Origin of the sequence: Streptomyces sp. NPDC047315, from assembly GCF_040643215.1 — a bacterium.
In the GTDB taxonomy this organism is placed as follows: Bacteria; Actinomycetota; Actinomycetes; order Streptomycetales; family Streptomycetaceae; genus Streptomyces.
The window spans coordinates 145000-166614 of sequence record NZ_JBEYTZ010000015.1; the positions used below are offsets into that span (position 1 = coordinate 145000).

General features: G+C 73.3%; 17 protein-coding genes. 1 reads left to right on the plus strand and 16 read right to left on the minus strand.

The genetic code is table 11. The annotated features are described in order from the left end of the window. Positions 1-81: 81 nt before the first annotated feature. The 15 genes from ABZ842_RS19370 to ABZ842_RS19440 form a co-directional block, all read right to left on the minus strand. Entirely contained in the window at positions 82-2793 is a 2712-nt protein-coding gene (locus tag ABZ842_RS19370) for an HAD-IC family P-type ATPase (RefSeq protein WP_361537931.1), read from the minus strand. Next, positions 2780-3814 carry a polyphosphate kinase 2 family protein gene (locus ABZ842_RS19375; RefSeq protein ID WP_361537933.1) on the minus strand — a complete coding sequence of 345 codons (1035 nt, stop codon included), beginning with the start codon at positions 3812-3814 and terminating at the stop codon, positions 2780-2782. Before ABZ842_RS19375 ends, ABZ842_RS19370 begins: the two co-directional genes overlap by 14 nt. A 136-nt stretch (positions 3815-3950) precedes the next feature. Next, complete coding sequence (locus ABZ842_RS19380) at positions 3951-4892, minus strand: zinc-binding dehydrogenase (RefSeq protein WP_361537935.1); 942 nt, start codon at positions 4890-4892, stop codon at positions 3951-3953. Beyond that, complete coding sequence (locus tag ABZ842_RS19385) at positions 4774-5526, minus strand: DoxX family membrane protein (RefSeq protein WP_361537937.1); 753 nt, start codon at positions 5524-5526, stop codon at positions 4774-4776. Before ABZ842_RS19385 ends, ABZ842_RS19380 begins: the two co-directional genes overlap by 119 nt. Positions 5527-5666: 140 nt before the next feature. Continuing rightward, positions 5667-7082: an NADH-quinone oxidoreductase subunit N gene (locus tag ABZ842_RS19390; RefSeq protein ID WP_361538032.1), complete on the minus strand. Its 1416-nt coding sequence runs from the start codon at positions 7080-7082 to the stop codon at positions 5667-5669. A gap of 59 nt (positions 7083-7141) precedes the next feature. Then, a complete protein-coding gene (locus ABZ842_RS19395) occupies positions 7142-8647 on the minus strand; it encodes an NADH-quinone oxidoreductase subunit M (protein WP_361537939.1) in 1506 nt (501 codons plus the stop codon). A gap of 5 nt (positions 8648-8652) precedes the next feature. Continuing rightward, positions 8653-10512, minus strand: a complete 1860-nt coding sequence (locus tag ABZ842_RS19400; RefSeq protein WP_361537941.1) for a proton-conducting transporter membrane subunit — start codon at positions 10510-10512, stop codon at positions 8653-8655. Further along, complete coding sequence (locus ABZ842_RS19405) at positions 10509-10814, minus strand: NADH-quinone oxidoreductase subunit K (protein ID WP_361537943.1); 306 nt, start codon at positions 10812-10814, stop codon at positions 10509-10511. Before ABZ842_RS19405 ends, ABZ842_RS19400 begins: the two co-directional genes overlap by 4 nt. Beyond that, positions 10811-11377 (minus strand): NADH-quinone oxidoreductase subunit J, encoded by a 567-nt coding sequence (locus ABZ842_RS19410; RefSeq protein WP_361537944.1) that lies wholly within the window; start codon positions 11375-11377, stop codon positions 10811-10813. Before ABZ842_RS19410 ends, ABZ842_RS19405 begins: the two co-directional genes overlap by 4 nt. A 51-nt stretch (positions 11378-11428) precedes the next feature. Continuing rightward, a complete protein-coding gene (locus ABZ842_RS19415; protein WP_361537946.1) occupies positions 11429-12358 on the minus strand; it encodes an NADH-quinone oxidoreductase subunit H in 930 nt (309 codons plus the stop codon). Continuing rightward, complete coding sequence (locus ABZ842_RS19420; RefSeq protein ID WP_361537948.1) at positions 12351-13463, minus strand: hypothetical protein; 1113 nt, start codon at positions 13461-13463, stop codon at positions 12351-12353. Before ABZ842_RS19420 ends, ABZ842_RS19415 begins: the two co-directional genes overlap by 8 nt. After that, positions 13454-13804, minus strand: a complete 351-nt coding sequence (locus ABZ842_RS19425) for an NADH-quinone oxidoreductase subunit A (protein ID WP_361537950.1) — start codon at positions 13802-13804, stop codon at positions 13454-13456. The genes ABZ842_RS19420 and ABZ842_RS19425 overlap by 10 nt, the downstream gene beginning before the upstream one ends. Positions 13805-13941: 137 nt before the next feature. Next, on the minus strand, positions 13942-15120 hold the full coding sequence (locus tag ABZ842_RS19430) for a chitinase (protein WP_361537952.1): 1179 nt from the start codon (positions 15118-15120) through the stop codon (positions 13942-13944). A 296-nt stretch (positions 15121-15416) separates the two neighbouring features. Beyond that, positions 15417-16616, minus strand: coding sequence for an alpha/beta hydrolase (locus ABZ842_RS19435; protein WP_361537954.1), 1200 nt, complete (start codon positions 16614-16616; stop codon positions 15417-15419). A gap of 248 nt (positions 16617-16864) precedes the next feature. Beyond that, positions 16865-17680, minus strand: coding sequence for an SAM-dependent methyltransferase (locus tag ABZ842_RS19440; protein ID WP_361537956.1), 816 nt, complete (start codon positions 17678-17680; stop codon positions 16865-16867). Between the two features lie 234 nt (positions 17681-17914). Here ABZ842_RS19440 and ABZ842_RS19445 point away from each other — a divergent pair, with 234 nt between their 5' ends. Beyond that, a complete protein-coding gene (locus ABZ842_RS19445) occupies positions 17915-20134 on the plus strand; it encodes an NADP-dependent isocitrate dehydrogenase (protein WP_361537958.1) in 2220 nt (739 codons plus the stop codon). A 94-nt stretch (positions 20135-20228) separates the two neighbouring features. Here ABZ842_RS19445 and ABZ842_RS19450 read toward each other — a convergent pair whose 3' ends face one another. Continuing rightward, entirely contained in the window at positions 20229-21473 is a 1245-nt protein-coding gene (locus ABZ842_RS19450) for a helix-turn-helix transcriptional regulator (protein ID WP_361537960.1), read from the minus strand. Positions 21474-21615 lie beyond the last annotated feature (142 nt).

The following is a 21615-nucleotide window of genomic DNA, read 5'->3' on the forward strand; positions in this document are numbered from 1 at the left end:
CGAGTACGAGTACGAGTACGAGTACGGGTGCGAGTGCGAGTGCGGGCGCGGGCGAGTGCGGGCGTGTGCGCGGCGAACTCCTCACGCCCGCCGCAAGGTCGCGCGCCCCACCGCCTTCGCCGCCTCCCACGCACACAGCAGCACCAGCGCCGCCAACAGCGCCCAGCCGAACTGCCGCAGATCGATCTGGGTGGTGCCGAGGATCCGTCGGAAGCCGTCCAACTGGGTCACCAGGACCGCGAGCACGAACTCACCGAGCGCCGCCCAGTTCATCTGCTTGCTGTCGAAGGTGGACGCCCGCAGGATCGACTCCGTCTCGCTGCGGCACTCGAACGCGGCCACGATCAGACAGAGCGCGAACGCGGTGAACGCCGTGGACTGCCCGACCGCCACGCTCCCGAACTGCCGCTCGCCGAGCTCGATCAGCCCGAGCAGCAGCACGGTGAGGGCCAGCCCGCTGAGACCCACGGTGGTGAGCAGCGACGGGGTGAGCACCGACTCGCCGCGCGGGCGCGGCCGGCGCCGCATCAGCCCCGGGCTCTCCCGGTCGAAGCCGAGCGCGAAGCCGAAGGGGGCGTTCACGACGAAGTGCACCCACAGCACCTGCGGCGGGGTGAACGGCTCGCCCGCGGCGATGTTGAGGATCGTCGCGCCGAGGAACGTCAGCACGAAGGTGACCAGCAGGAGCAGCACGAAGCGGATGTACTTGGTGAGGTTGTCGTAGAGCTTGCGGCCCTCCTCCACGGCGTACACGATCGTGGCGAAGTTGTCGTCGGAGAGGATCATCCGTCCGGCGTTCTTCGCCACGTCCGTGCCGCTGCCCATGGCGATGCCGATGTCCGCCGCCTTGATCGCGGGCGCGTCGTTGACGCCGTCGCCGGTCATCGCGACGACGTCGCCCTTCTTCTTCAGCGTCTGCGCCAGCAGCACCTTGTGCTCCGGCGCGACCCGGCCCACCACCCCGATGGAGTCGATCCGGGTCAGCTGCTCGTGCTCCGGCAGTGCCGCGAAGTCCGCGCCGAGGACGGCCTCGCCGGGGATGCCGAGTTGGCGGGCGATCGCCGCGCCCGTGGTCACGTCGTCGCCGGTGACCATCCGGACCCGGATGTGGGCGCGCTGGGCGCTGGCCACCGCAGCCCGGGACTCCTCGCGCGGCGGGTCGACCATGCCGACCAGGGCCGTCATCCGCAGCCCGGTGACGTAGCCGAGCAGGTCCCCGTCGGCGTCGAAGTCCGCGGGGTCCAGGTCCCGCGTCGCCGCCGCCATCACCCGGTGGCCCTCGCTGCCCATGCGCTCGGTCGCCTGCCGGGCGCGCTCGGCCGACTCCTCGGTCCACGGGACCGTACGCCCGTCGGCCAGCGCGGTCGCGGCCCGGGCCAGCACCGCGGGCGCCGCGCCCTTCACGAAGCAGCGCACCACCTCCCGGCCCGCGTCGTCGCGCGCCGTGTGGAAGGTGGCCATCAGCTTGTAGTCCGGGTCGAACGGCAGCGTCGCGAGCCGCGGCAGCCCCGCCCGGGTGGCGGCGATGTCCAGGCCCGCCTTGTGCCCGAGGACGAGCAGGGCGCCCTCGGTGGGGTCGCCCACGACCTTGCCGTCCACCAACTGCGCGTCGCTCGCGACCAGGAACGGCACGATCGCGTCCTCGACGCTGGCGGTGGAGCCCGCGGCGCGGTGGACCTGGCCCTGGAGGTCGTACCCCGTGCCGGAGACGGTGTACCGGTCGGTCGGACTCAGCACCTCGACCACGGTCATCTGGTTCATGGTCAGCGTGCCGGTCTTGTCGGAGTTGATCGCCGAGGTGAAGCCGAGGGTCTCCACCGACGGCAGGTCCTTCACGATGGCGTTGCGCCGGGCCAGGTTGAGGCTGCCGACCGAGAGGATGACCTGGGTCACCGTCGGCAGCGCTTCGGGGATGGCCGCGATGGCGAGCGAGACGGCGCTGACGAAGAGCGTGTCCCACGCCTGGCCCCGGGTGCGGCCCAGGGCGAACATCACGATCATCGTGAGCCCCGCTGCGCCGGCGATCCACAGCGTCAGGTTGTCGAGTTGCCGGGTGAGCGGCGACTGCTCCGCGCGCGTGGTGGTCAGCATCCCGGAGATCCGGCCGAGTTCGGTGCCGGCGCCGGTGCCCGTGACGACCAGCACCCCGCTGCCGTGGGTGACCGGGGTGTTCATGAAGGCCATGTTCGACTGCTCGCCCGGGCCGAGGTCGCCCGCCAGGGTGCGGGCGTCCTTGGGCGCGGGGACGCTCTCCCCGGTGAGGGCGGACTCGTCGATCTGGAGGGAGCTGGCGGCGACGACGCGTCCGTCGGCCGGCACCTGGTCGCCGGCCGCGAGCAGCACGACGTCCCCGGGGACCAACTCCTCCGCCGCGACCTCGGACTCCCGTCCGTCGCGCCGGACCCGTGCGGTCGCCTTCATCATCGACTTCAGCGCGTTCATCGCGCTCTCCGCCTTGCCCTGCTGGCGCAGTCCGACGACCGCGTTGAGCAGGGTGAGCAGCACCAGCAGGATGCCGGTGCTCCACTGGGCGATCGCCAGCGAGACGACCGCTGCGGCCACCAGGATCAGCTGCATGTAGCTGCGATACTGGTCGAGGAAGCGGCGCCAGGTGGGCTGCGGCTTCTCCTCGGGCAGCGCGTTCGGCCCGTGCTGGCTGAGCAGTTCGGCGGCCCGGGCCGCGGTCAGTCCGGTGGCGGGATCCACCGAGAAGGCCGCGGCGACCTCGGCCGGCTCGCGGGCGTACCACGCGGGCGCCGCGGTGCTGTCGTCCGCGGGCTCAGCCGTGGTCACGGCCGTGCCTCCCCTTCTTCCCCTTCTTCCCGCCACCCTTCTTCCCACGCCGGCCGTTTCCGTCGCCGGGCGGGGCCACGGCGTCCGGGTGCCCGCTCGCGTACGGATCGGAGTCCGCACCCTGCGGCGCCTCCTCCTCCAACTCCCGGCGGGCGGTGAGCAGGTCCTCGCGGGCCTGCCTGCCGACCGTGGGGTACTGGGGGTCGATCTCCATCAGGGTGTGCACCAGCACCGCGGACGCGCAGATCCGGGCGAACCACTTGCGGTCCGCCGGCACGACGTACCAGGGCGCCCAGGGCGTGCTGGTCGCCGACAACATCTCGGAGAACGCCTGCTGGTAGTCGTCCCAGAAGCGGCGCTCGCGCACGTCGGCCGCGGAGAACTTCCAGTTCTTCTCCGGCAGGTCGATCCGCTTGAGGAAGCGGGTGCGCTGCTCCTCCTTGGAGAGGTTCAGGAAGATCTTGACGACCTTGAAGCCGTTGTCGGTGAGGTAGCGTTCCCAGTTGTTGATCTCGCGGTAGCGGCGCTCCCAGATCCCGGCGCGTCGGGCCGGTGCCGGCAGCTTCTGCCGGTCCAGCACGTCCGGGTGCACCCGGACGACCAGGACCTCCTCGTAGTGGGAGCGGTTGAAGACGGCGATCCCGCCGCGGTCGGGCAGCTGCTTGCCATACCGCCACAGGTAGTCGTGGTCCAACTCCTCCGCGGACGGCACCTTGAAGCTGGTGACGCGCACGCCCTGCGGGTTCATCCCGCTCATCACGTGCCGGATCGTGCCGTCCTTGCCGCCGGCGTCCAGCGCCTGGAGGCACACCAGCACCCCGTACGTGTCCTGGGCCGCCAGCCGCGCCTGGTACTCGGCCAGCAGACCGACCCCGGTGCGCAGCAGCTCCACGCCCTGGCTCTGCTTCAGGTGCGCCCGGTAGCGGGGATCGAAGTCCTGCGCGAGGTCGACCTCGGTACCCGGAGGCACCCGCAGGGGTTCGATGAAGTCCGCGATGCGCTTGGCCCTCTTGTCCGCCATGGCCGACCAGCCCTCCTCCCCGCACAGGGGTATCCGCCAGCATCCGCGCGAGCCGGTGCCCCGGCAAGCGCGGCGGACCGTTCGGGTGGCTGCGGGGCGGAGGCCGGTCGGCCGGCTGCCGTCGGCCGCGGGCGGGTCAGTCGACCGTCAGCACCACCTTGCCGAACTGGCTGCCCTCCGCCAGCGCGGCCAGCGCCCCGGGGCCCTCGGCCAGCGGGAAGGTGCCGTGCACCACCGGGCGCACCCGGTGCTCGGCGACCAGCCGCAGCATGGCCGCGAACTCCTCGGCGCTGCCCATCGAGGTGCCGATCACGCTGATCTGCCGGAAGAACAGCTCGCGCAGCGACACCGCGACGTCCGGGCCCGTGGTGGCGCCCAGGGTGACCAGCCGGCCCCCGGCGCGCAGCGTCGCGAGGGCGGCGTCGAAGGTCGCCGAGCCCACACTGTCGACGACCAGGTCCACGGACCGGCCCAGCTCGGAGCCCCAGTCGGCGTCGCTGCGCACGGCCCGGTCCGCGCCGAGCTCACGTGCCCGTCGCAGCTTGTCCTCGCTCCGGGACGTGACGGTCACCCGGGCCCCCGCCGCCTTCGCCATCGCCAGCGCGAACGTCGCGACCCCGCCGCCGATGCCGGGCAGCAGCACGTGCTCCCCGCCGCGCAGCCCGCCCCGGGTGAACAGCGCCCGGTAGGCCGTGACCGCCGCGAGCGGCAGCGCCGCCGCCTCGACCCAGTCGAGGTGCCCGGGCTTCGGCAGGGCGTTGCGCGCCGGCACGACCACGTACTGGGCGAACGTGCCGTCGCTCGGGCCGCCCAGGATCTCGGGGAGCTCGGGCACCTCGGCCGCGCGCTCCCAACCGACGGTGGGGTCGACGATCACCTCGTCGCCCACCGCGAGCCCCGTGCCGGTGCCCACGGCCGCCACGACCCCGGCGCCGTCGGCACCCAGCACCAGGGGCGCGTCACCCGGGGCGCGGCCCTCCGCCACGAACAGGTCGCGGTGGTTGAGCCCGGCTGCTCGCAGTCGGATGAGCGCTTCGCCCGGGCCGACCGACGGAACGGGCCGTTCCGCGACCGTCACCCCGGACAGTCCGCTCGTCCCCGCATGCAGCACAGTGCGCATTCGCTCCATCGCCCGCCTCGCCCTTCCTCGGTTCGTCCATGGCGGTGATCGAAAGATCACCTCCGTTGCAACCGGGCGAGGACCAGCATTGATTCCCTCGGGCGGCGCCGCGCGGCCGGGGCACTTCGCCCCGGTGTCTGCCGCGCCGCACGACCGACCGGCGGCCGTCGTCGGCGGCCACGGCCAGACAAGCGGCTATCAACACCACGTTCTTGATGATGTATTGGCCCTCCATGGTGGGGGCCGGCACCTGGGCGCTCCACATCTGGTCGGGAAGGATGAGCAGGGCGGAGAAGACTCCGCCCATGTGCAGGAAGAAGGCCGCCAACACCAGCCGCAACAACACTCCGGTGACCAGCCCGAGGCCGATCGCGGTCTCGAAGAGCGCCAGCAGGGGACGGGAGGTCCCCGGGGGCACCATGCCGAAGGCCAGGACGTCCATGGTCTGAGTGGCGACGTCCTGCGCCGGACTGACGCCCGGTACGAACTTCGTGACGCCGAACCAGACGAAGACCAGCCCGACCGAGACCCGGAGGATGGTGGTGCTGTGCCGTCGGTAACGACACAGGGCGGCATCGAGGATGCCAGTCAACGCGTAACTCCTTGTGGGGGGTTGATGAAACTTGTGGGGGATGTTTCACCAGCGAACACGCTATAAGGCGATCGGCGCCCTCGTAAAGGTCTGGACCAATAATCCATGAGAGAAGATCGCCCAGCCCACCGGCCGACGGCCTACGGGTTCTCCAGCAACGCCAGTACGGGGCCGCCCGCGAGGCCCAGGGCCACGGAACCGGCTGCCGCCGCGTACGCGGTGACCGCGGCCGGTCGCACCTCGACCGCAGAGCCAACCCCGCCGGCAGCCCCCGCCGCACCGGTCGCCACCGTCGGCGCGATCCACCGCAGGTAGTAGAAGAGCGACGCCACCGTGTTCGCCGCGGCCAGCACCGCGAGCCACGCCAAGCCGCCGTCGACCGCCGCGCTGAACGCGGTCACCTTGCCGAGGAAGACCGCCGTCGGCGGCGTCCCCACCAGCCCCAGCAGACAGACCGCGAGCGCGCCCGCCAGCGCGGGGCTGCGCCGCCCGAGCCCCCGGTACTCCTCGATCGTGCGCCGCCCCGGCACCGCGCACACCACCGCGAACGCCCCGAGGTTGGTCAGCGCGTACGCCGCCAGGTAGAACAGCAGCGCCGGCTGCGCCAGCCCGGTGCGCCCCACCACCGCCACCGGCAGCAGCAGATAGCCGACCTGGCTGATCGTCGAGTAGGCCAGCAGCCGCCGTACGTCCCGCTGGAAGAAGGCCGCCAGATTGCCGAGGGTCATCGACGCCGCCGAGACCACGGCCACCAGCGCCGCCCAGGGCACTCCCGCGCCCGCCACCGCCTCCGCACCCAGCCGGAACAGCGCGGCGAGCGCCGCGACCTTCGGCACCGTGGTCAAGAACGCGGCCACCGGCGCCGCACTGCCCTGCACCGCGTCCGGCACCCAGAAGTGCCCCGGCACGCCCCCGGCCTTGAACAGCAGCCCCGCCGACACCGCGACGACGCCCGCGGTCGCGAGCGTCGCCGGCCCGCCGGGCAACCCCGTGCGCAGGACGGGGTACGCGACCCCGCGCGCCGCCGCGTACAGCAGCGTGATCCCGCCCAGCATGACGATCCCCAGCAGCGCCCCCACCACGTAGTACTTCATCGCCGCCTCGGTGCCGGCCGCGTCCTTGCCGAAGCCGGCGAGCACGTACGAGGGGACGCTCGCCAGCAGGTAGGCGGCGGCGAGCAGCAGCAGGTCCGCGCTGCCGGCCAGCAACAGGGCGCCGAGGGAGGCGAGTTGCAGCAGCACCGCGTACTCGCTCTGCCGCGGGTGCCCGGCCAGCGGGCGGACGCTGAGCCCGAGGACGACCAACAGGCCGCCGAGGACGACGATCCGGCTCGCCGAGGTGACGTCGTCCACCGCGAAGGCGCCGCCGAAGGCGGGACCCGGCGCCTGGAGCGCCGCGGCGACGATCCCCGCCGCGGCGGCCCCGCAGCCCAGCGCCGCCACCGGCCACTGCCGGGGCCGCGGCAGCCAACACCCCAGGAGCAGCCCACCGACCGCGGACGCCGCCAACAGCACCTCGGGCAGCAGGTCGAGCGGGTTCTCGTCCATGCCCGTCATGGCGAGCGCACCCGCCGCACCCGCCGCATCCAGGGCATCGAGGGCAACGACGGCGCCGCTCACCGTGCCACCAGCGTCAGCACGGCCCGGGACGCCGGCTCCACCACGTCCAACAAGAAGCGCGGAGCCACCCCGATGACCACCGCGAGCACCAGCAGCGGCGCGATCGCCCCCGCTTCGTGCGCCCGCAGGTCGGGGAAGGGCCGGGCCGCACCGGGCGCGCGCGGCAGCCGCAGCGGCCCGAGCAGGATCCGTTGGACCGCCCGCAACAGCAGCCCCGCGGTCAGCGCGATCCCCAGCGCCGCGAGCACGGTCGCCACCGGCCGCGGCCCCAGGCTGCCCGCCAGGATCTGGAACTCCGCGATGAAGCCGGAGAACCCGGGCAGCCCGAGCGAGGCGAAGGCCGCCGCGCCCGTCAGAGCCGCGAACACCGGTGCCGGGCCCGCGAGCCCCGAGTACGCGGCCATGTCATGGGTGCGGCCCCGCTCGTACAACACCCCCGTGAGCAGGAACAGCGCGCCGGTGAGCAGTCCGTGGCTGACCATCTGCACCACCGACCCGGTGACCGCGAGGTGCCGGGCGCCCGGTCCGGGGGACGACACGGCCGCCGCCGCACCGACCGCCAGCACGACGTACCCCATGTGGTTGACCGAGGTGTACGCCACCATGCGCTTGAAGTCCCGCTGCGCCAGCGCCACCAGCGCCCCGTACAGCACCGACACCACGCCGACCGCGACGAAGACGAGCGCGTACGCCCGCAGGGCACCCGGCAGCAGCGGCACCACGATGCGCAGGAAGCCGTACGTGCCCATCTTCAGCAGCACCCCGGCCAAGATCGCCGAGCCCGCGGCGGGGGCCTCGGTGTGCGCGGGCGGCAGCCAGGTGTGGAACGGCACCGTCGGCGTCTTGACCGCGAGGCCCACCCCGACCGCCAGCAGCACCAGCGTGGCGTACGCCCCCGCGCCCGGCAGCGGGTTCTGCCGGGTCAGGTCCACCATGTCGAAGGTGTGCGGCGCCGCGGCCAGGTACAGCCCGATGAACCCCAGCAGCAGCGCCAGCGACCCGATGAAGGTGTACAGGAAGAACTGGAGGGCGGCGCGGGCCGCGCCCCGGTGGCCCCAGCCCGCGATGACGAAGTACATCGCCACGATGGACAGGTCGAAGAAGACGAAGAACAGGATCAGGTCCAGGGCCGCGAAGAGCCCGAGGCAGGTGGTCTGGAGGAAGAGGAAGAGCGCGGCGAACTCCCGCGCCCGCCGCCGCTCGCCGAGCGCGTACACCGCGCACGCCAGGAACAGCACGCACGTCAGCGCCACCAGCGGCAGCGAGAGCCCGTCGAGGCCGACGTGGTAGCCGATGCCCACGCTCGGGATCCACCGCACCCGCGTCTCGTGCTGGATGCCGCCGCCCGGGCCGTAACCCGCCCACAACACCACGGCCAGCGCCAACTCGACCGCGGCCGTGGCCGTCCACACCAGCGCGAACACCCGCCGCGGCGTGCCGCGCGGCAGGCACAGCAAGGCCGCGGCCACGGCCGTGGGCAACAGGACGAGGACGGTGAGCACGCGCTTCACCCCGATCCGGCGAGGACGACGAAGAGGACGAGGACGACGGAGAGCACCGCGAACGCGGAGACCGCCTGGGCGAGGTACTGGTGGACCCGACCGGTCTGCGGACGGCGGGCGAGGCGGCCGAGGCGCGCGGTGGTGCCCGCGACGCCGTGGACGGCCCCGTCCACCCGCCGCTCCACGGTCGCGTCCACCCGGCGGGCCAGCCGCACCGCACCCCGTGCCGACCCCGTCACCGCCCGGTCGAGCACCCGGTCGTCGAACGCGGCCAGCGCGCCGGCCGTCGCCAGCACGGGCCGCACCACCAGGACGCGCACGGCGGTCGAGAGCCCCAGCCAGTCGGCGAACCAGCCCCGCAACGGCCGGGGCAGCGGCGTGCGGGCCGTGCCCCACCGCCAGCAGACGGCGGAGGCGAGAAGGGCCAGCGCGGCGGAGAGCACGAACTCGGCGGCGTGCGGCTCGGGCTGCGGGCCCGCGCCGAACACCCGGACGAACGCGTCGCGCAGCGGCGGGAAGGCGAGGAGCGTCAGCAGCAGGCAGGCCATCGCGAGCGGCACGAGGGCGAGCCGGGCCGAGGCGGGCGGCGCCGCCGCCCGCCCCCGCCGGCCGACCAGGACGAACCACAGTGCCCTGGTGGCGTACACGGCGGAGACCACGGCTGCGGCCAGCCCCGTGGCGTACAACCACGGCCCGTGCCGCACCGCAGCGGCCAGCACCAGGTCCTTCGCCGCCCACAGGGACAGCGGCGGCAGCCCGGCCAGGGTGAGCGTGGCCACGACGAAGGCGGCGCCCGTGGTGCGGTCAGCCCGCGCGGCGCCCCGCAGCGCCGGCAGCACCTGCGTGCCGAGCAGCGTCAGCCACGCGCCCGCGACGAGGAAGGCGAGGCTCTTGGCCGCGGCGTGCGCCATGAGCTGCAACGTTCCCCCGGCGAGGCCCCCGGTCCCCGCCGCCAGCACCATGAACCCGATCTGGGCGCAACTGGAAGCGGCCAACGTCTGCTTGAGGTCCCGCTGCGCCACCGCCACGAGACCCAGCGCGAGGGCGGTCACGGCACCGGTCCAGGCGACGAGCGGCGCGCCCCAGCCCGAAGCCGCCAGCAGCGGTTCCAGCCGGAGCAGCAGATACGCCCCCGCCACCACCATCGTCGCGGAGTGCAGCAGCGCCGACACCGGACTCGGGCCCTGCATGGCGTGCGAGAGCCAGTGGCTGAAGGGGAGTTGGGCCGACTTGCCGAGGGCGGCCACCACCACCCCGGCGCACACCAACGACAGCCACGGCTCGCCCGCCTCGGGCAGCCGGTCCAGCGCGAGCGAGCCGGACGGCACGCCGGCGAGCGCCGCGCCCGCCGCCACGTACAGCCCGACGTCGGCGGCGCGGGTGGTGAGGAACGCCGTGCCCGCAGCCCGCACCCGGCGCGGCTCCCGCCACCAGTAGCCGATCAGCGCCCAGGACACCGCCCCCATCACCTCCCACCCCATCAGCAAGGTGAGCAGGTCAGCGGCGGTGACCGTCACCAGCATCGCGCCGCTGAAGAGCAGCATCAGCCCGAAGAAGCGGGCCCGGGCCTCGCCGGGGCCGATGTTCCAGACGCTGAACAGCAGGACGGCGGCGGCCACCGCGGTGACGGTCACCACGAGGAGCGCGGACAGGCCGTCGACCCGGAGTTGGAACGGCAGCCCCGCCAACAGCGGGGCCCGCGCCGCGGGTCGGGTGACGGCAGCCGCGCACGCGAGGCCGAGGCCGACCGCGCCAAGCGCCACGGCGACGGGGGCCGCGATCCGGTCGGCGCGGCGCCCCGCGCACGCCAACAGCGCCCCACCGCCCAACGGCAGGGCGACCAGCGCCCACAGGAGCCCGCTCACCCCCGCAGCTCCGTCGCACCGTCGGTGACGTCGACCTCGCGCGCCCGGAACAGCGCGGTGACCACCGCGAAGCCGATCGCCATCTCCACGGCCATCACGGTCACCGCGAGCACCACCAGCACCTGGCCGTCCGCGGACGCCGGGGCGACGTGCCGCCAGACGCCGGCGGCGGCCACGATCACCCCGCCGAGCATCAGTTCCAGACCCATCATCAGCATCACGACCGACTGCTGGGTCAGGGCGCCGAACAGTCCGACCGCGAGCAGCGCGGCGGCCAGCAGGAGTACGGCTTCCAGGCTCATCGGCCCACCCCGCCCCGCGCGGGGTCGTGGGCCCGGGCCGCGGACAGGTCGTCGCCGTAGCGGTCGTACCGGCCGCGTCGGGTCGCCAGCACCACCGTGCCGACGATGGCGGCGAACAGCGCCATCCCGAGCGTCATCATCGTCAACATCTGCGGACCCATCAGGGAGAGCCCCAGCTGCTCGGTCGCATCCGCCGGGGGCCGGCCGCGCGGCTTCGGCCAGGGGGTGAGCACGACGGCGGCGGCGAGGGCGGCGAACAGGGCCGTGCAGATCACGGCGGCGCCCCGGGTGTTGTGCACCATCGCCATCGGCATCAGACCGGCCGGGTTCATCATGAACATCACCATGAACACCGCCATGAGGGCCATCTCGACGGTCATCATCAGCACGATCACCACGCCCAGGTAGTCCAGGCCGAGCAGCACCACCACGCCGCCCGTGCACAGCAGCGAGGTCAGCAGCGCGTACGTCGCCCGGGCCATCGAGTCGAAGCGGAACACCCACACCGCGGCGACGACCGCGACGCCCGCGAGGACCCAGAAGACCACGTCGCCCGCCGCCACCTCACCGCGCTCCCGGGTTCGGGCTCGGGCTCGTCCTGATGGTCGTCGCCGTCACGGGATCAGCACCAGGACGGCGACCACCAGGGCCTGCAACAGCACCAGCGGCACCAGCACCAGCCAGGCCAGCTCCACGTACCGGTCCATCCGCAGCGCCGGCAGCCGCTGCCGCACCACACCGAGCACCGCGAGGACGACCGCCGTCTTCACCAGCGTCCAGGCCCACGGCGGCAGCCAGGGCCCGTGGCCGCCGCCGAGGAACAGCGGCACCGAGAACGCGGCCGTGACCACCAGCAGCAACCACCGGCCGCCGAGCAGCGCCAGCCGGTCCACCCCGGACAGCTCGGCCGCGGCCCCGCCCGCCAGGTCGCTCCCGGTCGGCCGGTCGAACGGCCCCCAGAACGACATCGCGAGGGCGCTGGCGAGATAGATCGCGAACGCCACCGGCATCCACACCACGAACCACAGCGACTCCTGGGCGTCGACAATGGCCCCCACGCGCAGCGACTGGGCGCCGAGCGCTGCCGTTGTGAGGGCGAACATGTGCGGCAACTCGTACGCCAGCCCCTGCGCCAGGAACCGGTAGCCGCCGATCAGCGACAGTGCCGAGTTCGGCCCCCAGCCCGCCAGCCACACCGCGGCCCAGGCCAGCGCCTCCATCGCGTTGAACCACACCACGCCGACGGGCGGATCGGCGACGGCGGTGGCGCCCAGCGGCAGGACGGCGCCCGCGAGCACGGCCGCCACCGGCACCAACACCACGCCGACCCGCAGCAAAGCGGTGTCGGCGGCCGGCGTGCGGCGGGGCTGCTGCGCGAGCAGCCGCAGCCCCTCTCGTACGGGCGCGGCGGCGTCGCGCGCCAGGGCCCGGGGCGAGGCCGGGCGGCCGGCGAGCACCGCGTGGAAGGCGGCGGTGGCCAGCGCGGCGCCCGTCAGCGTGACGGGCAGCACCACGGTCGCCCACAGGGGCGCGACGTCAGCCACGGGCGACGTCCGACGCCCGCGCCAACTCGTCGACGTCCGGGTCCAAGCTGGCGACGATCAGCCGGGCCGCGGCGAACTCCGCCCCGGGCAGCAACCGTTCCAGGGCCGCCAGCAGCGCCGCGGACGGCGGCTGCGCGCGGTCCAGCCTGCCCCGGGGCCCGAGTACGTCGGTACGGGGCAGCGGCCCGGGGTCGCCGAAGTCGGCCGCGCTGCGGACCACGTCGTCGAGCCAGACGTGGACGCGGTCGAGTGCGTCCCCGTCGGCGACCAGAGCCGGCCCCGTGACGCCCAGTTCATGGGCGCGCGAGGACGGCAGGGGGCCGAGCCCGGCGGTCAGCCACCGCAGGGTTCGGGAGCGGGAGACCCGGCGGACGAACGGGCCGGGATCCGCTGCGCCGCCCGCGAGGACGCCGTCCCGCAGCCGGCGGGCGTCCGCGGCGGCGGCCGGCCAACCGCTGACGGCGAGGAAGCGGCCGAGGCTGTCGAGGTGCGCGGCGCAGCGGCGCCGGGCCGCCTCGTCCCGCGTCACCGCCTCCCCGCGCAGCGCCCGCAGCCAGGGCTCGTTCCAGTACGGGTCAGTGCCCTCGGGCGCGGGGACGTGACCCACTTCGGCGCGCTGGACGACGTCGCCCTGGAGCTCGGTGTGCAGGACCAGTCCGCTCGGCCAGTCGGCTAGGGCGGGCCCGAGGGGGAGGTGGAGCAGATCCAGCCGTAGTCCGTCGCGGTCGTCGGCGCGGTCCGCCATCGGCCGCTCCACGGCGCCGGTGGCGTCAGGGGCGTACGGGCCGGGCGGCGTCGGGGGCCGGGTCAGCAGCGCCGCTCCCGCGTCCAGCCGGGCCGCGACCGACGAGGGCGCCGGAAGGCCGACCCTGGCCCGCGGCGCCGGCACCTGCCGCCACACCGCCTCCACCCAGCCGTCCTCGTCCGCGCCGTCGCCCGCGACCACCAGCAAATTGGCCGCGGCCGGCGCCGTGACCTGCGGCCAGCCACGCCGACGGAGCTCGGCCTCCGCCGCGAGCCGCACGGCGGTCGCCCCGGGGAGGGCCACGAGCAGCACGCCGGGCCGGGCCACGGCCGCCCGCCGCAGCGCGGCCCTCAGGCCCATCGGAACGCCCCCTCGCGCCAGGCGTAGCCGACGGCGGCGAAGAGGATGCCGAGGAAGAGGAACATCTCCACCACCGCGCTCGCCCCCACGTCGACGACGACCGTCGCCCACGGGTACATGAACAACATCTCCATGTCGAAGGCGAGGAAGACCATCGTGACCGGGTACCAGCGAGCGTGGTAGCGGGAGAAGGCGTGCTCACGCGGGGTGAGCCCGCCGCTGAAGGGGGCCGCCACCAGGGGCCGGCGCACGACGGCGAGCCAGGCGCCCCCGGCGTACAGGAGCGCGACGCCCGCCGCAACGACGCCCAGCAGGACCAGCACCGGTTCCCATGCACTCATCGCGCCCATGGTGGGGCTTGGGAGCGCCGGGCGGCGGCAGGCGCGCCCGTGGGCTCGGTGGGCTCGGTGGGATAGGGAGGGGGTGGGTGGGCCGCCCGGCCCCCAGAGCGAGGGCGGCCCACCGGTTCAACGGGGCGTCAGCGGCCCTGGAGCGCCTTGACGTTGTCGCCGAAGGTCCAGTTCCGCGATCCGTCCCAGTTCAGGGACCAGGTCATCAGGCCCTTGAGGGCTCCGCCGTAGCCGTTCCACGCCTGGGCCACCAGGCTCGGCGGCATGTATCCGCCGCCGGCGCCCTGCTGTGCGGGCAGCCCCGGGACCTGCTTGTCGTACGGAACCCGGATCGTGGTGCCCTGGATGACCAGCCCGCGGTTGAGGCAGTCGGTCTGCGCCCGGAAGCCGGCGACCGTGCCGGCCTGGTAGGAGTCGCCGGAGCAGCCGTAGTAACTCCCGTTGTAGTACTGCATGTTGAGCCACCACAGCCGGCCGTTGTCCGCGTACTTCTTGATGATCGGCAGATATGCGCCCCAGATCGAGCCGTACACGACGCTGCCGCCGGTGACGTACGCGGTCTCCGGCGCCATGGTCAGGCCGAAGTTCGGCGGCATCTGGGCCAGCACGCCGTCGATGATGCGGATGAGGTTTGCCTGGGAGGCGGAGAGCTGGTTGATGTTGCCGCTGCCGACCAGCCCGGTCTCGATGTCGATGTCGATCCCGTCGAAGTTGTACTTCTTCAACAGGGGGACGACGGTGGCGACGAACCGGTCGGCGACCGCGCTGGAGCTCAGGTCGATGCCGGCCGCGGCGCCGCCGATGGACATCAAGATGGTCATGCCGTCGGCCTTGGCCTGGCACATCTCCGCGGGGGTGGCGACCTTGACGGTGCTGTCCATGCCGTCCTCCCACAGGACGGTGCCGTCCGAGCGGATGACGGGGAAGGCGGCGTTGAGCACGTTGTAGCCGTGGGCCCGGATGCGGGAGTCGGTGATCGGGATCCAGCCGAGCGGCGGATGCACGCCGTTGGCCGCGCCGTCCCAGTTCTCCCAGTAGCCGTGCAGCACCTTGCCGGCGGGCTTGGACTTCACCGGACAGGTCTCCGCCGCCGAAGCGCGCGCCGCGGCCCGCACCCCGGTCTGGGGCACCACCTCGGGTGCGCGCTGCGGTGCGGTCCAGGACACGCCCTGTCGGTCGCGGAGCTCGGTGGTGCGCTCCGTGACGTCGGTGCCGGAAGCCTGGCCGGGGGCCACCGCGGCGAGCAGCGGTACGGCGATCGCAGCGGCCAGGCCGGCTCCGAGCAGCCGGGACAGACGACCTCTCATGCTGTGCTCCCTTCCTGTCCGCACAGATCGCCCGCAGCGGGTGGTCGGCGACGAGCGACCGGGGACAGGGGGCGGGGCGCGTCGAAGGGGGGTGTGGGGGGAGTGCGGCCGAGCACGCTCACCTCCTGGGACTGTGGGGGGCCTGGAGGACGTACGTGGGGGTGTTGGGCACAACGTAGGTTGGTCCAGACCTATCGTCAAGAGGTCTGGACCAAAGGGGAGTTGAGGTCCCAGACGGAGCTACGGAAGGGGCGGCGGACCCGCCGTCCGACGGGACGCCGGACGGCGGGCACCCGTCACCGCTGGTGGTGGAAGACCACCTCGGGATGCTGGGCCGAAGGCCCCGCCAGCACCGGCTGCTCCACCCCCTTCAGATGCTGGTCGAAGAAGGCCGCGAGATAGGTGCGCACCAGGTCCGCGGCGCGCGGGGCGGGCAGCGGAGGCTGCGGCTGGCCGAAGTGCGCCAGGATCAGCGGGAAGTCGGAGAAGGAGCCGTGGTCCGAACCGGCCACCGTCAGCCAGCGCTTCCAGCCGTCCAGCGTGGGCCACATCCGGTCCCAGGTGGTGTCCCGGCCGCCCGGGCGGTGCACGTCGTCGTCCGTGCCCAGCATCATGAAGGGTCGGCCGCTGAGCCCCTGCGGGGGCAGGTCTTCCCAGAACGCCCCGTCCATGTTGACCCCGGCGAGCACGCGACGGTCGCCCGCCATCGTCGACGCTGCGCTGGCGCCGCCGATCGAATGCCCGGCCATGCCTATCCGGCGGCGGTCGATGAGCTTCGACCAGTCGGGGTGGTGCCGCTCCGCCTGGCGCCCGGTCAACCGGTCCAGCAGGAAGGACACGTCCTTGGCGCGTGTGGAGGTGACCACGCTGGCGGGCACCCCGTCCACGTCCAGCGCCTTGCACGCCACGCAAGGCAGCGTCCGCCCGCCCGGCATCGAGGTGCCGAAGGACTCGTACGCATGGTCCACCAGGGCCACCACATAGCCCCGGCTGGCGAGGTCCTCGGCAACGTTGGTGAGGGTGAACCGGGAGGCGCTGAAGCCCGGTGAGAGCACCACCAACGGGAACTTCCCGGGAGCGGGCCGCGCCCCCACCCGGCTGTGCGTGCGCGTCGCGCTCAACACCTCGGGCGGCACCCCCTGGACCCCGAACCCGTCGACCATCGCCCTGGCCTCCGCCGTGGTCGCGTACCGGGCGGGGGCGCCGCCACCGCCCCGGCGCGCCCCGGGGTAGTGGACCGTCACCAACAGCTCGCGCCCGTCGGCCGTCGGCACCCACGGGTCCTTGCGGGAGCGGTCGACGAGATGGAGCACCGAGCTGCCGACCCCGTACTGACCTGTCGGGCGCGGCAGTTGCAGAGCCTGCTTCCGGGGGGCCTGGGCCGACTGGGCGGCCGACGGCGCCGAGGCGGCGGACGCCGAGGACGCCACGGCGACCGGCAGCGCGAGGCTCAAACTGAGGGCGACCGCCGTGGCGGTGCGGGTGAGTCGCATCATGCGATAGACGCTAGGGCGTACAACTCCCGCTCCGCGTCAGCCCGTGGGAGGTCGCGTCATGCACCTTCAGAAGGTGCCGGGCAGCGACGGCGTACGACCGTGGGTGGTTGCCGCCGCGCCCCCCTGCCAACCATGGGCCGAGGCGCCGGAGGGGACCGACGCAGCTCCCGCCGCACGCCGGACTTCGCGCCGAGACCGTCTGCGAACCGTGCACGAACCGTGCGCGAAGTCCCGCCCCGGCGCGCGCCCTACGGCTTGCGGGCCACCCCGCAGTAGGCGTCCACGTCCTCACGCACCGCGCCCCCTTCCGCCCGCCAGTGGGTGACCTGCGCGACCCCCGGCTCCAGCAGCTCCATGCCGTCGAAGAAGCCGGTGAACTCCGCCACGCTGCGCACGTAGTAGGGCACGGCTCCGCTGTCGTTGTACGCCTTCGACGCGGCGATCATCCCGTCGCTGGTGGCCGTGGAGTCGCTGATCACCAGGAAGCTGCCCGACGGCAGGCCCGCCATCAACGACGACACCAGCCCCTTCGCCTGCTCGTGGTCCGCGACGTGCCCGAGCACGTTGAGGAGCATCAGGGCCACCGGCTGGGAGAGGTCCAGGGTGGCGCCCGCCTCCTGGAGGATCTTCTCCGGTGCGTACAGGTCCGCGTCGATGTACGCCGTCTTCCCCTCGGGCGTGCTGGTCAGCAGCGCGCGGGCGTGCGCGAGGACGAGCGGGTCGTTGTCCACGTACACGATGTGCGCGTCGGGCGCCACACGCTGAGCCACCTCGTGGGTGTTGTCGGCGGTCGGCAGGCCGGTGCCGATGTCCAGGAAGTTGCGGACGCCCCGCTCCGTGGCCAGATGGCGCACCGCGCGCCCCAGGAAGTGCCGGCTGGTGCGCGCCACGTCCACCAGGCCCGGGAAGATCTGCTTGATCTGGTCCCCGATCTCCCGGTCCACCTCGTAGTTGTCCTTGCCGCCCACGAAGTAGTTCCAGAAGCGGGCGGAGTGCGGCTTGCCCGTGTCGATGCGGGCGCGCACGTCGGCGGTGGAAGCGAGCCGGGGGTCACGATCGGGCATGGAGGCGCCTCCTGGAGCGAGCCAAAAGCTTTTCTTGATCAGTGAACCATGAAGCCATCTCCGCCGGGAGACCCAGCTCACGTCTTCGGCAGTCCCCAGGCGGGCAGGGGCCCTTCGGGACCGGTGGGCGGGGGCCTGTCGGGAGGGGGACGAGCACCAGATATCTTGACATCGAGCAATCGGATATCTTGACATCGAGCAATGTTGCAGACGTGGAGTGGAGCGGAGCACCCGGTGACTGATTCGACGATCATCTACACGCACACCGACGAGGCCCCGGCCTTGGCGACGTATTCGTTCCTGCCGGTGATCAAGGCGTACGCCGCCACCGCCGGGGTGGCCGTGGAGAGCCGGGACATCTCCCTGGCGGGCCGCATCATCGCCCACTTCCCGGAGCGCCTGGAGGAGGGCCAGCGGATCGAGGACGCCCTCGCCGAGCTGGGCGAGCTGGCCAAGACGCCGGCCGCCAACATCATCAAGCTGCCGAACATCTCCGCCTCGATCCCGCAGCTCAAGGCCGCGATCGCCGAGCTCCAGGAGAAGGGGTACGCCCTCCCCGACTACCCGGACGACCCCAAGACGGACGAGGAGCGCGACGTACGCGCCCGGTACGACAAGGTCAAGGGCAGCGCCGTGAACCCGGTGCTGCGCGAGGGCAACTCGGACCGCCGCGCCCCCGCGTCGGTGAAGAACTACGCCAAGGCCCACCCGCACCGCATGGGCGCCTGGTCCGCGGAGTCGAAGACCAACGTCGCGCACATGACCGCCGACGACTTCCGCTCGACGGAGAAGTCCGCGGTCGTCGCCGAGGCGGGCTCGCTCCGCATCGAGCTGGTCGGCGAGGACGGCACCACCACCGTGCTGCGCGAGTCGGTCCCCGTGCTCGCCGGTGAGGTCGTCGACGCCTCCGTGATGCGCGTCGCGGCGCTGCGCGAGTTCCTGACGGCCCAGGTCGCCCGCGCCAAGGCCGAGGACGTCCTGTTCTCCGTGCACCTCAAGGCCACGATGATGAAGGTCTCCGACCCGATCGTCTTCGGCCACGTGCTGCGCGCCTTCTTCCCGAAGACCTTCGCGGCGCACGGCGCGGCGCTCGCCGCGGCCGGCCTGAGCCCGAACGACGGCCTCGGCACCATCTTCAAGGGCCTTGAGTCCCTGCCCGAGGGCGCCGCGATCAAGGCGTCCTTCGACGCCGAGATCGCCGCCGGCCCGGAGCTGGCCATGGTCGACTCCGACCGCGGCATCACCAACCTCCACGTGCCCAGCGACGTCATCGTCGACGCCTCCATGCCGGCGATGATCCGCACCTCCGGCCACATGTGGGGCCCCGACGGCCAGGAGGCCGACACCCTCGCCGTCCTCCCGGACAGCAGCTACGCCGGCATCTACCAGGTCGTCATCGACGACTGCCGGGCCAACGGCGCCTTCGACCCGGCCACCATGGGCTCGGTGCCGAACGTCGGCCTGATGGCCCAGAAGGCCGAGGAGTACGGCAGCCACGACAAGACCTTCGAGGTCGCCACCGCCGGCACCGTCCGCGTCGTCGACGCCGCCGGCACCGCCGTCCTGGAGCAGCCGGTAGCCGCCGGCGACGTCTTCAGGATGTGCCAGACCAAGGACCTGCCGATCCAGGACTGGGTGAAGCTCGCCGTCACCCGCGCCCGCGCCACCGGCGTCCCGGCCGTCTTCTGGCTGGACGAGGGCCGCGCCCACGACGCGCAGCTGATCGAGAAGGTCAAGCAGTACCTGCCGGAGCACGACACCGACGGGCTGACCATCGAGATCCTGGCGCCGGTCGACGCGACCCGCTACTCCCTGGAGCGCATCCGCCGCGGCGAGGACACCATCTCCGTCACCGGCAACGTGCTGCGCGACTACCTGACCGACCTGTTCCCCATCCTGGAGCTGGGCACCAGCGCCAAGATGCTCTCGGTCGTCCCGCTGATGGCGGGCGGCGGCCTCTTCGAGACCGGCGCCGGCGGCTCCGCGCCCAAGCACGTCCAGCAGCTCGTCAAGGAGAACTACCTCCGCTGGGACAGCCTGGGCGAGTTCCTGGCCCTCGCGGTCAGCTTCGAGCACCTGGCCACCTCCACCGGCAACGCCCGCGCCAAGGTGCTCGCCGAGACCCTGGACCGGGCCACCGGCACCTTCCTCAACGAGGACAAGTCGCCGACCCGTCGCGTCGGCGGCATCGACAACCGCGGCAGCCACTTCTACCTGTCGCTGTACTGGGCGCAGGAGCTGGCCCGGCAGACCGACGACGCGCAGCTCGCCGAGGCGTTCGCGGCGCTCGCCAAGACGCTGTCCGAGCAGGAGGAGACCATCGTCTCCGAGCTGCTCGGGGTGCAGGGCTCCGCGGTGGACATCGGCGGCTACTACCAGCCCGACCCGGCGAAGGCGGCGGCCGTCATGCGTCCGTCCCAGACGTTCAACCAGGCGATCGCAGCGCTCGGCTGACCGACGGCGACGGGACCGGGCGTGCCCCGGTCCCGTCCCGGCGCACTCCCGCCCCGCCCCCGGCAGCCACCCGCCGGAGGCGGGGCGGACCCGTTCACGCCCCGGGACCGCGCCCGCGCCCGTCGTCCTCGCGCATCCGACCGTCCGTGGTCAGCGGCGGATCGTCCAGCCGCGGCAGGTAGCAGCGCTGGAACAGCTCCCCGCTGAAGTCCCGGCGACTGCGCACCCCCGCCTTGTCGAAGACCTTCCGCAGATGGTCCTGGACGGTGTACTCGGCGATGTGCAGCCGCGCCGACATCTCGGCCGTGGAGTGCCCGAGCAGTACGTGTTGGGCGATCTGACGCTCCCGCGGCGTCAGCCCGTACGCGTCGAGCACGATGGCGGTGAGCTCCCGCGGGTGGCTGGCGGCCAGCGACACATAGGTCAGGGCTTCGTCGTCGACGCCGTCCGCGCCCCGCCCGGTGTCGTACGGCGCCTCCCGCCAGGCGCTGAGCGTGACCCAGTGCCCGGTCAGGCTGATGGCCCGGGACCGCACCTGCACGCCGAGCCCCGCCGTGCGCGCCCGGTTGACCAGCGCCGTCAGGGCGTACGGGAAGCGCTGCCCCGGCGGCGGATGGGCCTCCTGGATCAGCGCCAGCCAGCGCTCGGCGGTGGCCGTGCACAGCCGGGTCCGCCCCTCGTCGTCCACCACCAACAGCCCCGCCGCGTCCGGGACGTCAGCGCGGTCGATCCCCGTCCGCAGGAGCGAACGGCGCAGCGCGACCGTGGCCGGTGCGCTGATCGCCGAGGCCAGTCGGACCTCCGCGGCCGTGAACGGCAGCGCGGCGGCGCCCCGGCACAGCACGAACAGGCCCCAGGTGCGGGAGCCGTCGCGCAACACCACCCGCAACTCGTCCGCGAGCCCCACCGGGCGCAGCACGTCGCGCCAGTACACGCTCTGCGCCACCCGCCCCTGCATGGAGGCGCTCAGCAGGCTGGCCGGGGCGCTGCGGCGCGCCAGCGCGCGGACGTTGTCCACCCCGACCTGGTCGGCGTGCTCGATCTCGAACAGGCGCGGCATCACGCTCTGCGGGAACCCGTGCTCGTGCAGCCCGCCGGTGTCCAAGAGCGTCGCCGGATCGAGGGCCACGGCGCACCACACGTCCGCCGGCACGGCGTGCAGCAGTGCATCTGCGCAGGCCCGGAGCACGTCGAGGAAGACCGGCGCGCCGGGCGCCGCGCCGCCGTCGCGACCGGGGCCGAGAGCGCGCAACGACCGGTCGAGGGAGCCGAGGAGCGCGCGCCGGGCCACCGCGGGGTCCGGGGCGGGGGAGGGCTTGGGGCGGGGAGCTGGAGTCACCCGCGCAGGCTAGGGCGAACCCCCAGGTTCCCGGGATGGGAACGGGACGGATCCACGCATACTTTGGTACCCGCGTGGGCGGGGCACACCGCAGTTGACGGACCGCCTTCGGCGGGCCCGCACGCGTCGGGGGCCGGGTGCG

Bases quoted from the DNA above. Each gene is read 5' to 3' on its own strand.
- ABZ842_RS19420 (WP_361537948.1), bottom strand. From the start codon at position 13,463: ATGGGCCTGAGGGCCGCGCTGCGGCGGGCGGCCGTGGCCCGGCCCGGC.
- ABZ842_RS19435 (WP_361537954.1), bottom strand. From the start codon at position 16,616: ATGATGCGACTCACCCGCACCGCCACGGCGGTCGCCCTCAGTTTGAGC.
- ABZ842_RS19440 (WP_361537956.1), bottom strand. From the start codon at position 17,680: ATGCCCGATCGTGACCCCCGGCTCGCTTCCACCGCCGACGTGCGCGCC.
- ABZ842_RS19375 (WP_361537933.1), bottom strand. From the start codon at position 3,814: ATGGCGGACAAGAGGGCCAAGCGCATCGCGGACTTCATCGAACCCCTG.
- ABZ842_RS19430 (WP_361537952.1), bottom strand. From the start codon at position 15,120: ATGAGAGGTCGTCTGTCCCGGCTGCTCGGAGCCGGCCTGGCCGCTGCG.
- ABZ842_RS19390 (WP_361538032.1), bottom strand. From the start codon at position 7,082: ATGACGGGCATGGACGAGAACCCGCTCGACCTGCTGCCCGAGGTGCTG.
- ABZ842_RS19425 (WP_361537950.1), bottom strand. From the start codon at position 13,804: ATGAGTGCATGGGAACCGGTGCTGGTCCTGCTGGGCGTCGTTGCGGCG.
- ABZ842_RS19405 (WP_361537943.1), bottom strand. From the start codon at position 10,814: ATGAGCCTGGAAGCCGTACTCCTGCTGGCCGCCGCGCTGCTCGCGGTC.